The sequence below is a fragment of the Hahella sp. NBU794 genome (assembly GCF_050749805.1).
In the GTDB taxonomy this organism is placed as follows: domain Bacteria; phylum Pseudomonadota; class Gammaproteobacteria; order Pseudomonadales; family Oleiphilaceae; genus Hahella.
In genome coordinates, this window is sequence record NZ_CP192738.1 from 6163094 (window position 1) to 6176387 (window position 13294).

Genomic DNA, 13294 nt, shown 5'->3' on the forward strand with positions numbered 1-13294 from the left:
GCGCTTTCAGGGCTAGGTCCGACTGCGCTCGATCATCTCCAGCACCATGGGCCGGATAATCAGGTCGATGGCCAGCGCCAGCTTGTTGCCGGGCACCACCAGGGTATCGTGACGGGACGCGAAGGCGTTGGCGATCATGTTGATCAGATAAGGAAAGTCCACTTCCCGGGGGTTGCGGAAACGGATCACCACAAAACTTTCATCATGACTGGGAATCTCCCGCATGATGAAGGGGTTGGATGTATCCACCGTCGGCACCCGCTGGAAGTTGATATGGGTCTGGGAGAACTGCGGCACGATGCAACGCACATAGTCCTCCATCCGATTGAGAATCGTCGCCACCACCGCTTCCTGGCTATAACCGCGGTCATGGGTGTCACGGTGAATCTTCTGAATCCACTCCAGATTAACAATCGGCGTCACGCCGATCAGCAAGTCCACATGGCTGGCGATATCGTAATCGTCAGTGCTGACGCCCCCATGCAGTCCTTCATAAAACAGACAGTCCGTCTGCTTGGGCAGCGATTGCCAGGGCGTAAACGTGCCCGGCGCGCCGCCGCCCCGGATCAGGTCCATATCGTCGTCATGAATATAATGGCGAAAGCGCCCCTGACCGTTTTGACCGTAATCGCAGAACAGCTCTTCCAGTTTATCGATATGGTTGGCGGCCAGAGAAAAGTGATTCCACTGACCATAGCGCCCCTGCTGGGCCAGCTCCGCCATCTGCTCGCGGGTATAGCGATGAAAGCTGTCGCCTTCCACAATCGCGACGTTCACGCCCTCTTCCACGAAGATCTTTTGCATAGTGCGGCTGGCGGTAGTAGTGCCGGCGCCGGAAGATCCGGTCAGAGCGATAATGGGGTGGCGGGCGGACATGAATGCGTATCCTTCTACGGCTTCCAATCGGAGAGCCTTATACGTGACTGTTTCCGTGCGTTTACTGAACTGGCTGCGCGCGGCGGTTCATGCCGGGGCTGGGGCTATGGTAATCTTGCTTTCAGGACAAACACAACCTTGACGACACCGCAGAGAGCAGAGGCGCCTATGCCCGAAGTACATGACCTGGGACTGATGATTGATTCCCGAATCCCCCTGATAGTGATTCAAAGCCATGAAGAAACCCGGGTGCTGGACACCGTCACCCGTCTGGCGATCAAGAAAAGCCTGCCGCTGTTCGCCTGGACCGTCACGGACGGTCTGAAGCGGATGGGTTTCGGTTTTGATCTGGAGCAGGAGGATAAGCTGAAAGATCCGGAAAAGATTCTGGAGCACATCAAACGCAGCCATACCGCCAGTATCTTTGTTCTCTGCGATTACCACCCCTTTCTGGACGATGAGCCCAAACATATCCGTTTGCTCAAGGACATCGCCCTCACCCATCGCAACAACGGACACACGGTGATCCTGCTGAGTCACTCTCTGGAGATTCCGGGTGAACTCAAACATCTGAGCGCCAACTTCAAAATGCGCCTGCCCAACGCGGATCAGTTGATCAATATCGTGCGCGAAGAGGCCGCCCGCTGGTCGCAACAGCATTATGGCGAGAAGGTGAAAACCGACAATAAAACCCTGCAGCAGCTGGTGCGCAACATGTCCGGCGTCACCTTCGAAGAAGCCCGTCGGCTGGCTCGCGGCGCGATCTTCGATGACGGCGCCATCACGCAATCGGACATTCCTGAAGTCAATCGCGCCAAATTCGAGCTGATGGAAATGGAAGGCGTGTTGAGCTTTGAATACGACACCGCCAAATTCACCGATGTGGGAGGGCTTGAGTCGCTGAAGAAATGGTTGCAGCAACGCCGGGTCGCTTTCGTCGAAGGCAAATCGGAAGCGCAACTGGACCCGCCCAAGGGCATTATGCTGCTGGGCGTACAAGGCGGCGGCAAGAGCCTCGCCGCCAAAGCCGTCGCAGGAATGTGGGGCCTGCCGCTGCTGCGCATGGACATGGGCGCGCTGTACAACAAGTTCTTCGGTGAGACCGAGAGAAACATGCGCGAAGCGCTGCAACTGGCGGAGTTGATGTCTCCCTGCGTACTGTGGATTGATGAGATCGAAAAAGGCCTGGGACAGGACGGCAATGACCAGGGCGTATCCAAGCGGGTGCTGGGCACGCTGCTTACCTGGATGTCGGAGAACAAACACCCGGTCTTCCTGGTCGCCACCGCCAACAATATCAAATCGCTGCCGCCAGAGCTGATGCGCAAGGGCCGTATCGACGAAATTTTCTTCGTGGATCTGCCTACTCTGGACGTGCGCCAGATTATTTTCGACATCCATTTACAAAAACGCGGCCTCTCCCCCGCCAACTTCGACGCCAAGTTACTGGCGGAGTCCACCGACGGCTTTACCGGCGCCGAAATCGAGCAAGCGGTTGTCTCCGCCCTCTACTCCGCCGCCGCCCTGGGACAGCCGTTGACAACAGAGTTGGTGCTGGAAGAAATCAGCAACACCCAACCTCTCTCCGTCGTAATGGCGGAAGACATGCTGGCCCTACGCGCCTGGGCCGCCGCCCGTTGCGTCCCAGCAGACTAAACCCTCTCTCGATCCAGACATGCGGCGGCCAACCAAGGCCCGCCGCCTTTTCTTCGAATCCCCCTACACCTCAACCTGCTCGCTTAAAACCAACCAAAAACGCCAGAGAGCAACGCCACCCACTCCGTTCGCCCTGAGCCTGTCGAAGGGCTTTATGCAATACAGACGTATCAATGGTTAACCCGCTGAAGTAGGTCTGGCGCTCTGGGAAGTCCTTCGACAGGCTCAGGACGAACGGGGGAAGTTTAGGGGCGGTGGTCTGTTATTGTTCGAACACGCATTAATGGTGAGTTAACCGTAGCACGCGAACCTCCTCCGAACCCCTCTCGTCAAATACACACTTCCATCCCAACCAAGAAACACCAGCGAATCGGGCACTGATAACATGCACCCCGTTCGCCCTGAGCTTGTCGAAGGGCGTTATGCACTACAGACGTATCAATGGTTAACCCACTGAAGTAGGTCTGGCGCTCTGGGAAGTCCTTCGACAAGCTCAGGACGAACGGTGGTAGATTGAAGGAGTGTTGTGTGCGCCGATTTTGCCTTTACTGAGTCATTTTCCGCCAGCTCTTCAGCGCTCATATTCACAAAAGCCTCCCGACTAAAACCAATCAAAATGCCGACAGATAGCGCTAACCCACTGATATCAAAAAAAGAGCCGCCAGTGAGTTTTGCAAACACCCACTCCGTTCGCCCTGAGCCTGTCGAAGGGCGCTAGGCAATGCAGACGTATCAATAGTTAACCCACTGAAGTAAAGCAGGGGCAGGATCTAGCGCTCTGGAAAGTCCTTCGACAGGCTCAGAACGAACGGGGGAAATTAAGGGGCGGTGGTCTGTTATTGTTCGAACACGCATCGATGGTGAGTTAACCGTAGCACGCGAACCTCCTCCGAATCCCCCTCGTCAAATACACACATCCATACCAACCAAGAAACACCAGCGAATCGGGCACTGATAACATGCACCCCGTTCGCCCTGAGCTTGTCGAAGGGCGTTATGCACTACAGACGTATCAATGGTTAACCCAGTCTAAAATTTACTTAAAAAAACCAGCGACAGGGCCTGACGCTCTGGGAGGTCCTTCGACGGGCTCAGGACGAACGGTGGAGAATAAGAACGGGTTGGGACGTTTTTTTCTTTACTGGGTTACTTCACGCCAGTAAATGATACGGTCATGGCCCCGGTATTGTCCGAAGGTGGCGGTGGCGGAGGGGTTGTCGAGGGCGTTGTCGCCGTCCCAGTCGAAGCGTAGCCATAGATCGGTGTTGTAACGCAGCCCCACCGTCCCTTCGTTGCCGATGCCGGGACTGGTCAGGTAGACCTCCTGTCCGTCCGGGTATACCGCTGAAGCGAAGGCGCCGCCGGCGCCGGGGTTGCCGGCGACTTCCGCCCGGGTTTCGCCGGAGTTGAGATTGCCGCTGTAACTGCTCATCGCCAGGGTTGCGGGGCTGCTGCTGTAGCTGGTGCAGCTGTCTGAGGCGTTCTCGATGAAGCGGGCGCCATTCCAGTGTTCAATGTACATGGGCAGTTCCAGGCTGGACGTTTCCGGCCCATAAGCGTTTTCCATGCGCAGACGACCATAACGGATTTCCGTTCCAGCGATACCCGTGATGGAGAAATCCAGACAGGCGTCCACATCGCTGGTTTTGTAACAGGCGCCATCGCTGTCCTGCAGATCCGCTGCAGCGAAAGTCAGATTCACATTGGCGGCGAAGGGATCGTCGTCCGCCAGGGGCGGTGAGTTGGTTTTCTGGTAGGTAAACACGTCGCCGGACAGGGACAAAGTACCAGAGCCGTCATAGGCCGCGCCGGTGCTTAATGACAATGAGGCGCCGCTGCTATCAAAGCTGAGTGTTGAGCTGCGCCCGCTGGCGTCGCTGTAGCTTCGGTTGCTTTGCAACGTGTTGCTGAATTTAAAATAGGCCGCGTCATAGTTCAGTGTCGTGGCCCCCGCAACGTTTTTGCCAACCAGGGTCAACACTGGACTCACGTCATAAGGGAAACTCTGATCCTGATAGGTGAACGCGCAGGCCCAAGGCGGCGTGAATGTCGGCGTGTTAGCGGACACCGCCAGATAGGCGGGGTAAAAACGTCCGATATCGCCGCTGGCGCCGCTGATTTTCGCGGTTCTGGCGGAACCGGCGCCCAGGTAGTTACTGTCGTCGATGACGGCGCTCAGATTAATAACGCCCACCTCACTGAACTGGTAAGCGCCGCTGGCCTGGCCGCCGCTGAATAAGGTTGAGCCTCCCGGCAGACTCAAATCTCCAGACAATGCGCCATTGGTCGCCGGCGCAATGCTCGATACGGACAGCTGCACCGTTTCCCCTTCATTGCCAAACGCAGGAGCCAGCCCATTGCCGGACAGATCCGCGCCAGCATCGGCCTGTCCATCGCCATCCAGGTCATCCGCCGCCTGATACAAGACGCCGCCCACATTCAGCGTAAAATCCGCCCCGGCTTTGCGATAAGCCCCGCCGCTTGGTCCAGCCGCAGCGGGATTGCCCACCGCGTCGACACGAATGACGAACGGTCTGACAATCCAGGGCGCAGAGGCATTGTCGCTGGCGATAGTCAGAGGATTATCCGACTCGTCCAGAATCAGCCCGCTGCTGTCATCTCGCAGATTCAACACATAGGCGCCCACATCGGACGTATCCCATGCAAAGGTCGCTTCGCCGTTAGTGAAGCTGAGGTTGAGATTGGCGCTGGCAGGCTGACTGTCAGGAAGCATCGCGGTGGTATTGCCCACAATCTGCGGCGCTACGCCCGCCGGGTCAGCGCTACTGCGCGTCAGCCAGGCCTTCAGGTTGACGCCGCCATCGTATTCCTCCACCGGTCCACAACTCCCTGCTCCATCGGGGTCCTTGGCGATCAGGGAGACTTTGAAATTATGGCGACGTCCCGCAATCAGGTCGTAATCGAGACTGTCGTTCTCCTCGATATACAGAATATTGTCGAGGAACTGAATCGGGCCGCCTGCGCCGCTGATGGAGGCGTCCGCATCCGTCGCCGTCAGGGTCAACGACTCCGCCAGATTGTTGCTCAGCGTCAATTGCGCCACACCGGCGTCCGCCACGGAGAATGTGTAGGCGGCGGAGCCATCGTCGCTGCTGTCGGGGTCCGGCGATAAGGTTCCTGCGCCGGTCTGCACCGCCCATACCCCACGAGAACGAGAGGTGCTCAGCGCCACCGTGCCAGCGTAGGTCGATAAGGTGGCTCCGCTGGAATCCTGGGCTTCGATGCGCACCGTATGCGGCAGGCAGGTGCTGGCGGTGGAGCCGGTGGTGATGATAAAGCGGTTCAAGGCGCCAACGCTGCACAGCGCGCCATAATCCAACGCGGAGACACTGCCGGAATTGTAGGTCACATCGACATCACTGGCGCTGCTCACATCGTCCGCCGTGATCGCGCCGTAGATCTTGTTCTGATAACCCAGACTCACATCGCCAGCGCTATAGAGCACGCCGGAAAATGTCACTGCGGAGCTGAATGTCACATTGCCGTAGGCGTACAGCAACAATCGGCTGACATTGGAAGAAGAGCCGCCGGGGGCGTTCAGATAGTCCTGGTAACCAATCGATAAGGGCTGATTAACGAAAAGACGCGCCGTACCCGATCCCGTCACATTGATTTCCACTTCACTGCCTAACGTAAGCTGGTTAATCCAGTAGTCGCCCGGCTGCAGATTAACCTTGCCCTGATAGCCAATGCTCAATTGATTGATAAAGTACTCGGAATAGGCGCTCGACACATTCATGACCGAAGCGTCGCTGACGGAGACCGTGCGATATTGATTGGTTGAGCCGCCCAGCGTGCCTGCCCCGCTCACACTCAAATCCGTCACATAGACGCTGGTGTCGGGAAAGGTTCCCGGATTCAGCGTATCCACGGCGCCGCCGGAAGCCACGCAGGTAGTGGAGGTGCAACTCAACACCGAGGAGCTGCCGGTCACCGTCACGGTTCCTGCTTCCAGGATATTATCGGGACTATCGATAACCTGGGAGTTATAGCCAAAATTGATGGTCCCACTGGAATGACTGGAGATGGCGTCAGGGAATGTTCCAAGACAGGCGCCGCTGCCCTCACAGGGGTGTGTTTCGACATAAAGATCACCAACGTCTGTTGCGGACAACGTCTTGTTGTATATCTGCACTTCGTCGATACGCCCGCTGAAGTAGCGCACGGAGTAGCCCTGGTCCTGTCCGATTTGCAGCGGGTCGGAGTTGGTCAACAACGTCCCGGTATAGGAAGAGGAGCCGCGCACCACGCCATCCACATAGACTCTTTGCGCCCCGCTTTCATAAGTGATGACCACATGACGCCAGGCGTTGGCGACCATATTGGCCCCGCTGGTGGTGATCGAACGCGACGTTCCGCTGCTGTCGTTCCACCACCAATAGATCTCCCCGGAACTATCGATATGGAACTCGTAGTTTTCATCTTTGGAAAGAATGGTTTTCAGTTCCGAAGTGGGGATCTGCGTGGGGTATACCCAGGCGCTAACAGTCAGGTTATTGGTAATGTCCAGCAGGTTGTTATCAGCGATCTCGATATACTGCGAGCTGCCGTCAAATTCAGCGTAGGCGCAGGTGCCGGGATCGCCGGCGATCGCCGGGGCCGTATCCAGTGTCTGCGCGCCGTTATAGGCGCGGCCGCTCAGGTTGTTGCCGCTGGCGTCACTGACTTCGCCGGCGGAGCCGTTCCAGACCTCATCCTCCATGCGCCAGATGGCGATGGCGGAAAACCCGCACGCGCTGGGCGCCCCACGGGCGGCGATGGTCACATTATCGATGTACATGAACTCATCGTAGTTGTTGTAATTACTGCTGATGCGGAAGCGAATGCGGGTATTGGCGGAAAGATAAGGCGTCAGATCAATCGTCGCGGTTCCGCTCGCCTCATTGGAATAAGACGCCACCACCGTATAACTGGAGCCGCCGTTGGCGGAAACCTCCACGCCGAAGCTGTCCGAACCTTCCAGATTGTTGGTGGTGCTGTAACTGTAGGTCAGCGTCGCTGACGAATAGGACGAAAGATCCACTTCCCGGTATAACCCGGGATAGCCAAAGCTGAAGTAACCATTAAAGCGGGCTGCGCCTCCGCTAACCCGAACAAAGCCAGAACTCGCGCTGCTGTTGTCATCCACTTCCTGCCAGCTGCCGCTCCAGGCTCCAGAGCCGCCGCTGTAGCCGCCGGAGCTAAAATCGTCGCTAAAATCTGCGCTGGTGGGATCGTCCAGACTAAAGGACAGGCTCTGAGTGGGATAGGTGGTTTGCAGCGTATAGGTAACGCCCAGGCTCAACGAACTGGTGGTGAGCAGCACCGTATCTGAGTCCACCAGAGACGCGCTCAATACCGACGCGCCGTTGTCCAGGCTGTAATTGGATACGTCGACCGCCCGCGCCGGCGACACCGGAGCGGCGAAATCCACCGTGACCTGGTTGGGCGTCGTACAGCTGGCCGCCGCGGCGGACAAGGCGGGAAACTCCCGCCGCCATAGCAAATCTGTGGCGTCGTTGATGGAAACTGTGTCAAAGGAGTATTGGGTGTAATCGGAGTTATCCACCTCGATGCCGATAGTGGCGCTAGCGCCATTAGTGTTGCCGGCGCCATAGCGAAACAACACATTGCCGTTCTCATAGAGCACAATCTGGAGGGAGTAGCTGGTGCCGGAGCCGTTATAGCGGGGAACGCCATTCCAAGACGCTACGAAACGCCGGTTGGGCGCAGTACCGGATGTTCCGTAGGTAACGCTGCCTCCCAGAGAGGGCTCCAGATCGTCCCAGTATCCCAGGATGGCCCTGTCGGCGGGTTCTTCATAACCCGGACAGGTGCCGGTGCAAGCGCCTTCGATCGGCAGCGCTTCATTGGTGTAATCTTTGTAAAACCCCTGATCGGCGCCGAAGTGCAGTGCGCCGTTGGAGAGAATACGCACCTGGGTGTAGCCGGTCTGTCCCAGGTAAAACGTGAAGCCGATATTGACCAGTTGGAAGTCGTCATCACGGGGATAACCAGTCAATGAGCTGTCCCGATTCCAGGTGACGGTCGACGAGGTGGAATCAAAGGCCGTGCCGGATACGGTTTCCACGACATAGGCGGCAAACGTATTCGCGCTGGCGACGCTTAAACAGTACAACGCCGTGAGCGTTAGCAGCATCCGACGTAGCCGGAACATCAGTGCGCCCTCACTTCGATGGTGCGCGAGGCGGTTTCATCCCCGCCGCCGCAGCTTCCCGTGCTACGCAGGGTGAAGTAGTCATCACCGCCAGCTGAGTCCGTCAGGCACACCACCGACGCGGAACATCCCGTCAGGCCGTCTGCGGTGAAATTTAAATCTGGAAATCCCACGGAACAATTGTTATCTGCGCCGCCAGCGGGAAACAATCGCCCCAACGCCGCCTGCGCCCCGGTTTCCGCCGCATAGAAAGCGCGCGTGGAGAGAATGTCCATCGAAACGCCTTCCGCCGTGGAACGCTCCAACTCAGTGATCGCCACCACCAATAACCCCAGAATCACGATGACGAACAACGCCGCAGGCAAACCCAGGCCCGCCTGTCGCTGGCGACGTATCGGATGCATGAGGCGACGATCAGGGCACATTGCGGATGTTGACCTCCTGCTGGATGTCGAAACTTTCCCCGCCATCGGATACCCGAAAGCTCATTTGCACCACGGCATTACGCACCAGCGACGCTGGCGTGTAATTGAAGTCCGTCGTGCCCGCAGCCACCAGATTGATCAGCATTTCCTGCACCGCGCCGCTCGAAGGCGGCAGGTCTGGTGTGGCGTTGAAACCGTAATTCACATAGCGATAGATCGCCGTACCGGACTGGCAGAACGCCATCGGCGTCCCCACCACATATAATCTGCGCGCGGGAGAATCCGTGGGAAACTGGTGATTCGCCGATAAAGTGACGGTGACGTCATCGGAGCCCGTGGGGAGCTGCGCCAGCGCCTCGGACAAAGAATTCGGACCTGGGCTCTGCGGATCGTAAAGCTCAGCTTGATCAATGGGATAAATAGCCGCCCGCCCAATGACTGCATTGTCCAGACGAGCGCCCACCGCATCGATACTGGCGGCGGGACTGGAGATGGGAGCGCTGACGTAGTCCGTGCCGGCGAGCACGGGAATAAACTCAATACAACCACTGGCGACCCGCACCGAATTGGGCAGCGCAGAACGGATCGCGCGCGACATTTTTTCCGCTGCGATCAACCCCGCCGTCGCCATTTGCTGACGTTCCGCCGTGTCCACATAACCTCCCACGGTCGCGGTGATAAAACGGGTCACGCCCACCGCCAGCACGCTGACGATGACGATGACCATCACCAATTCAATCAATGTAAACCCGTGAGAGCGTCCTGTCTTCATACTACGCCTCAAAAATTGGCCCGATAGGCGGAAAAGGTCATCGCCGGACCAGAAGGCGGCGTTATCGTCACCCTCACCAGCTTGGCGTTCGACGCCGACAAGCCAATATCTCCGCCCGCGCAGGTCACCGACACGCTCACCAGATAGCCGGGATAGTTATTAAAATCCGCATCGGTCTGCGAGCGCGGCGCTTCATTGACGATGCCATCGTAGTCGTCCACATCATCGTACTCGTCGCGACTGCCCTCCTCGGTGACGATATTGCAACTGGTCACTGGCGGAACACCGCCGGAGGGAGTCGCCTCGTCATAACGTTTACCCAGAATTTCATCCAAATAGGCCTGCGCCAACTGAATGGTGCGATTGCGCAACAGTACATCGCTGCTGCGGCCGATACTGCCGCTCATGGCGGTGACGATCGCCACCAGAGCGATGCCGATCACGATAATGGTGATCACCAGCTCCACCAATGTGACGCCATGCTGCCGGTCAGGATTCGCAAAAGCCTTCATAGGCGTATCCCAAAGTGGTGACGCAAATCGGGTAAACCGTATCGCCGCTGACGCAGATAAGCGTGTTGGTGGTTCCGCTGGTGGCTGGATTGATCACGTCGCCATCCTGATTAAAAGTGATGGTCGCCGGCAAAGCGCTTCCTGCACAGGAGGTAGTCGCACTCTGGCTCCAGTTGATGCTGACGCCGGAAGCATCGACATTGCGTTGTGAAACATAGCCGCCCTGGGCCACCACGCCGGCAAAGTCGGAGCCGGACAGTGAAAGAGTCAGAGTGGTAGTAGTGGCGGCGCGGCGTCCAAGGGCGATTTGCTCCGCCAGACGCGCCTGAGAGAGAATTTGGTCAGCGACCACACGGGCCGAATAAGCGTCCCGTGTGGCGAAAAGACTGATGGCCGTAACCGAAAGGATTCCGAGCAGAATCATCACCATGATCATTTCGATCATGGTGAAACCGCTATTGAGAGTTTTGCCTCCCCATCGCTGTCGGAATACCTTCACACACGGACCTGACTCAGCTTAAGGTAACGATCAAGGGCAAGTGGTTGTGCCGCCAATAACAGGAGCGGTATTTGCCGCCGCGGATTGCGCGTAAGTGACAGTACAGTTGGTCGCGACAGTCACGGTAGTGGTTCCGCCCGAGTGGGCGACAGAGACATTTCCGCCATCAACCTGCGATGCGGCTTCTATTCCCGTCGCGGTGCCAGCCGGATATCCAAACACGACATCAATCGCGGTTCCGTCTACAGTCACCGTGCTGGTTGCAGCCTGGTCGTCGCAAGTCGTGGTAGCCAGACAGGCGGCATGAATAATCGCCGATGCCGACCTCACTGAGCCCTCTATGCCGGAACGGGTCGCCGCCTCGGCCTGTGAAGATAAATTCGCAAATTTCGGCAACGCAAACGCCGCCAATATTCCCAGAATAACGATAACCATGACCAGCTCTATCAGCGTAAAGCCCGACTGCTGTGTCTTTATCCGCTTTTGCATAGTTGTCCCTCCACGAGAACATATAAGCTTTTAATCAAGTATAGACGCCAAGTTATTCTTCTGTTTGTAAAATAGTTAAATATTTCAATCGTTATCAGCGCTTTTACGTTGTATAGACAGCCTCACTTCGCCGCTTTCGGCGTTATACAGCAATGAAAAAAAATCCTTCCCCTGTACGCCGACCTGATAGGCGCAAACCGTTCCTACCGCCAATGCCTCCACCTTCTCCCGCAACGCCGCCTCTGTAGCGCCGCTGCGGCGCAACAGCAGTGTGGAATACAAACGCCGACAGCTTTCGTCCGTCATCGCCGCCGCTATGGGATAGCTATCGCCAACGTCTACCGGCCACCCTTGCGCGTTCATTCTCAATACGCCGCCGCCCTGCTCCTGAAAATCTTCGGGACTGAAGTCAGATCCCGCCGCCAACGTCCCTAATTCAACTGAATCTGAGCGCCCTCCATTCGCCAGCCAGGCGGTATGAGCCAGCCGCAGGCTGGTGAGAAACGCGGTCTTCAATTGTTGCGCGCGCACCTCGCCGGCGTTATCCACCAGGTTGTCCATGGAGCGCAGAAAAACCGCTATCAGCACTGCGATCAGCGCCCCAATCAACCATATCTCCACTCGCAGAAACTGGCTCAGCCAACGTCCCGCCATGTTTATTTACCCAGCGCCGCCTGACCCAGACTCCACATGGGCAGGAACACGCCCAGCGCCAGAATCAGCACCATCACGCCCATCACCACTAACAGAATGGGCTCAATGGATTCCGCAAGTCGTTTAAGGGAGTATTCGATTTCCTCGTCATAGAAATTCGCCACTTCCACGAGCAGACTGTCTACTGAGCCGGTTTCTTCTCCCACCGCCAGCATCTGCATGACCAATGGCGAGAACATGTTGGTGGCCCGCGCCGTACGCACCAGTGTGTCGCCGCGCTCAATACCATTGCGCATGTCGGCAATAGCGGAGCCCACATATTTGTTGTCCACCGCTTCCGCCACCAGCGTCAGCGCGGAAGTCACCGGCAGCCCCGCCGCCAGCATCATGGAGAAATTGCGGGAGAACCGGGATAACGCCACCAATTCAAACAAAGGACCGACGATAGGAATGCGCAGCTTGAAGCGGTCCCAGCGATAGGCGCCCTGAGGCGTTTTTTTCCAACGGATGAATCCGTAAATCGTCGCCGCCAACCCCGCCGCCACAAACCAGCCGTAATTGATCAGAAAGTTGGACGTCGCCACCAAAATCTTGGTGGGTAGCGGCAGGTCGGCGCCGAACTTGGCGAATACGCCCGCGAAGGCGGGAATCACGAAAAAGTTAACCACCAGCAGCGCGATGGTGATCGCCACCACCACCATGATGGGATATCGCACCGCCTGCGCGACCCGCTTACGGGTATCCCGCTCCAGCTCGATATTTTCCCCCAGCTGACGAAATGACTCTTCCAGTTGCCCGGTGTTTTCTCCCACCAGAATCATGGAAACGAACAACTCGTTGAAGGTGCGGGGATGAGCGCGCATAGCGGTGGCCAGATTCACCCCGCCCTCCAGACGCCGCGCCACATCGTCCAGCACTTCCGCCAAGGTCTCAGAGCGCGTGGACTCCGCCAACCCGCGTATAGCGCGAATAATAGGAATACCGGCGCGACTGAGCGCATGCATCTGACGACAGAGAATCACCAGCTCATCCAGCGTCACTTTTTTACGGAAGATGGGCAGTTTTTTCAGCCATAGCAGCACATCGGTTTGCGCTTCCTGCTCCTGAATGCTGGTGGGCGTCACGCCTTTGCGCAGCAATTCATTGGCCAGCGCTTCCCGGTTGACGGCCTCCTGCACGCCTTCGATCAGCGCGCCCTTGCTGTCCCGCCCTTTGAATGCAAAATTCGCCACG

The 13294-nt window shown here is 57.4% G+C and carries 11 protein-coding genes; 1 reads left to right on the plus strand and 10 read right to left on the minus strand.

Going from position 1 to position 13294, the window contains the following annotated elements; all coding sequences use genetic code 11:
- Positions 1 to 12: 12 nt before the first annotated feature.
- Positions 13 to 876, minus strand: a complete 864-nt coding sequence (locus tag ACQYWX_RS26920) for a phosphoribulokinase (RefSeq protein ID WP_127973603.1) — start codon at positions 874 to 876, stop codon at positions 13 to 15.
- Positions 877 to 1044: 168 nt separating this feature from the next.
- Here ACQYWX_RS26920 and ACQYWX_RS26925 point away from each other — a divergent pair, with 168 nt between their 5' ends.
- Positions 1045 to 2532 carry an AAA family ATPase gene (locus ACQYWX_RS26925; RefSeq protein ID WP_127973604.1) on the plus strand — a complete coding sequence of 496 codons (1488 nt, stop codon included), beginning with the start codon at positions 1045 to 1047 and terminating at the stop codon, positions 2530 to 2532.
- Between the two features lie 438 nt (positions 2533 to 2970).
- Here the strand turns inward: ACQYWX_RS26925 and ACQYWX_RS26930 are convergent, their stop codons facing one another.
- The 9 genes from ACQYWX_RS26930 to ACQYWX_RS26970 all read right to left on the minus strand — a co-directional run bounded on the left by ACQYWX_RS26930 (position 2971) and on the right by ACQYWX_RS26970 (position 13293).
- Positions 2971 to 3213, minus strand: a complete 243-nt coding sequence (locus ACQYWX_RS26930) for a hypothetical protein (RefSeq protein WP_431686989.1) — start codon at positions 3211 to 3213, stop codon at positions 2971 to 2973.
- A gap of 457 nt (positions 3214 to 3670) precedes the next feature.
- Positions 3671 to 8692, minus strand: a complete 5022-nt coding sequence (locus ACQYWX_RS26935) for a DUF6701 domain-containing protein (RefSeq protein ID WP_431686990.1) — start codon at positions 8690 to 8692, stop codon at positions 3671 to 3673.
- A gap of 17 nt (positions 8693 to 8709) precedes the next feature.
- Positions 8710 to 9135 carry a hypothetical protein gene (locus ACQYWX_RS26940; RefSeq protein ID WP_216737684.1) on the minus strand — a complete coding sequence of 142 codons (426 nt, stop codon included), beginning with the start codon at positions 9133 to 9135 and terminating at the stop codon, positions 8710 to 8712.
- Positions 9125 to 9907: a PulJ/GspJ family protein gene (locus tag ACQYWX_RS26945; protein WP_431686991.1), complete on the minus strand. Its 783-nt coding sequence runs from the start codon at positions 9905 to 9907 to the stop codon at positions 9125 to 9127. Before ACQYWX_RS26945 ends, ACQYWX_RS26940 begins: the two co-directional genes overlap by 11 nt.
- 8 nt (positions 9908 to 9915) lie before the next feature.
- Positions 9916 to 10419 (minus strand): type IV pilus modification PilV family protein, encoded by a 504-nt coding sequence (locus ACQYWX_RS26950; protein WP_431686992.1) that lies wholly within the window; start codon positions 10417 to 10419, stop codon positions 9916 to 9918.
- Positions 10397 to 10918: a pilus assembly FimT family protein gene (locus ACQYWX_RS26955; protein WP_279506063.1), complete on the minus strand. Its 522-nt coding sequence runs from the start codon at positions 10916 to 10918 to the stop codon at positions 10397 to 10399. The genes ACQYWX_RS26950 and ACQYWX_RS26955 overlap by 23 nt, the downstream gene beginning before the upstream one ends.
- Before the next feature lie 30 nt (positions 10919 to 10948).
- On the minus strand, positions 10949 to 11407 hold the full coding sequence (locus ACQYWX_RS26960) for a type II secretion system protein (RefSeq protein ID WP_216737688.1): 459 nt from the start codon (positions 11405 to 11407) through the stop codon (positions 10949 to 10951).
- 84 nt (positions 11408 to 11491) lie between these two features.
- The gene (locus ACQYWX_RS26965; RefSeq protein WP_431686993.1) at positions 11492 to 12061 is read right to left on the minus strand and encodes a hypothetical protein; all 570 of its coding nucleotides are present in this window, start codon (positions 12059 to 12061) and stop codon (positions 11492 to 11494) included.
- A gap of 2 nt (positions 12062 to 12063) precedes the next feature.
- Positions 12064 to 13293 (minus strand): type II secretion system F family protein, encoded by a 1230-nt coding sequence (locus ACQYWX_RS26970; RefSeq protein ID WP_279506058.1) that lies wholly within the window; start codon positions 13291 to 13293, stop codon positions 12064 to 12066.
- Position 13294: the final 1 nt, after the last annotated feature.

Bases quoted from the DNA above. Each gene is read 5' to 3' on its own strand.
- ACQYWX_RS26920 (WP_127973603.1), bottom strand. From the start codon at position 876: ATGTCCGCCCGCCACCCCATTATCGCTCTGACCGGATCTTCCGGCGCC.
- ACQYWX_RS26925 (WP_127973604.1), top strand. From the start codon at position 1,045: ATGCCCGAAGTACATGACCTGGGACTGATGATTGATTCCCGAATCCCC.
- ACQYWX_RS26935 (WP_431686990.1), bottom strand. From the start codon at position 8,692: ATGCTGCTAACGCTCACGGCGTTGTACTGTTTAAGCGTCGCCAGCGCG.
- ACQYWX_RS26940 (WP_216737684.1), bottom strand. From the start codon at position 9,135: ATGTGCCCTGATCGTCGCCTCATGCATCCGATACGTCGCCAGCGACAG.
- ACQYWX_RS26945 (WP_431686991.1), bottom strand. From the start codon at position 9,907: ATGAAGACAGGACGCTCTCACGGGTTTACATTGATTGAATTGGTGATG.
- ACQYWX_RS26950 (WP_431686992.1), bottom strand. From the start codon at position 10,419: ATGAAGGCTTTTGCGAATCCTGACCGGCAGCATGGCGTCACATTGGTG.
- ACQYWX_RS26960 (WP_216737688.1), bottom strand. From the start codon at position 11,407: ATGCAAAAGCGGATAAAGACACAGCAGTCGGGCTTTACGCTGATAGAG.
- ACQYWX_RS26965 (WP_431686993.1), bottom strand. From the start codon at position 12,061: ATGGCGGGACGTTGGCTGAGCCAGTTTCTGCGAGTGGAGATATGGTTG.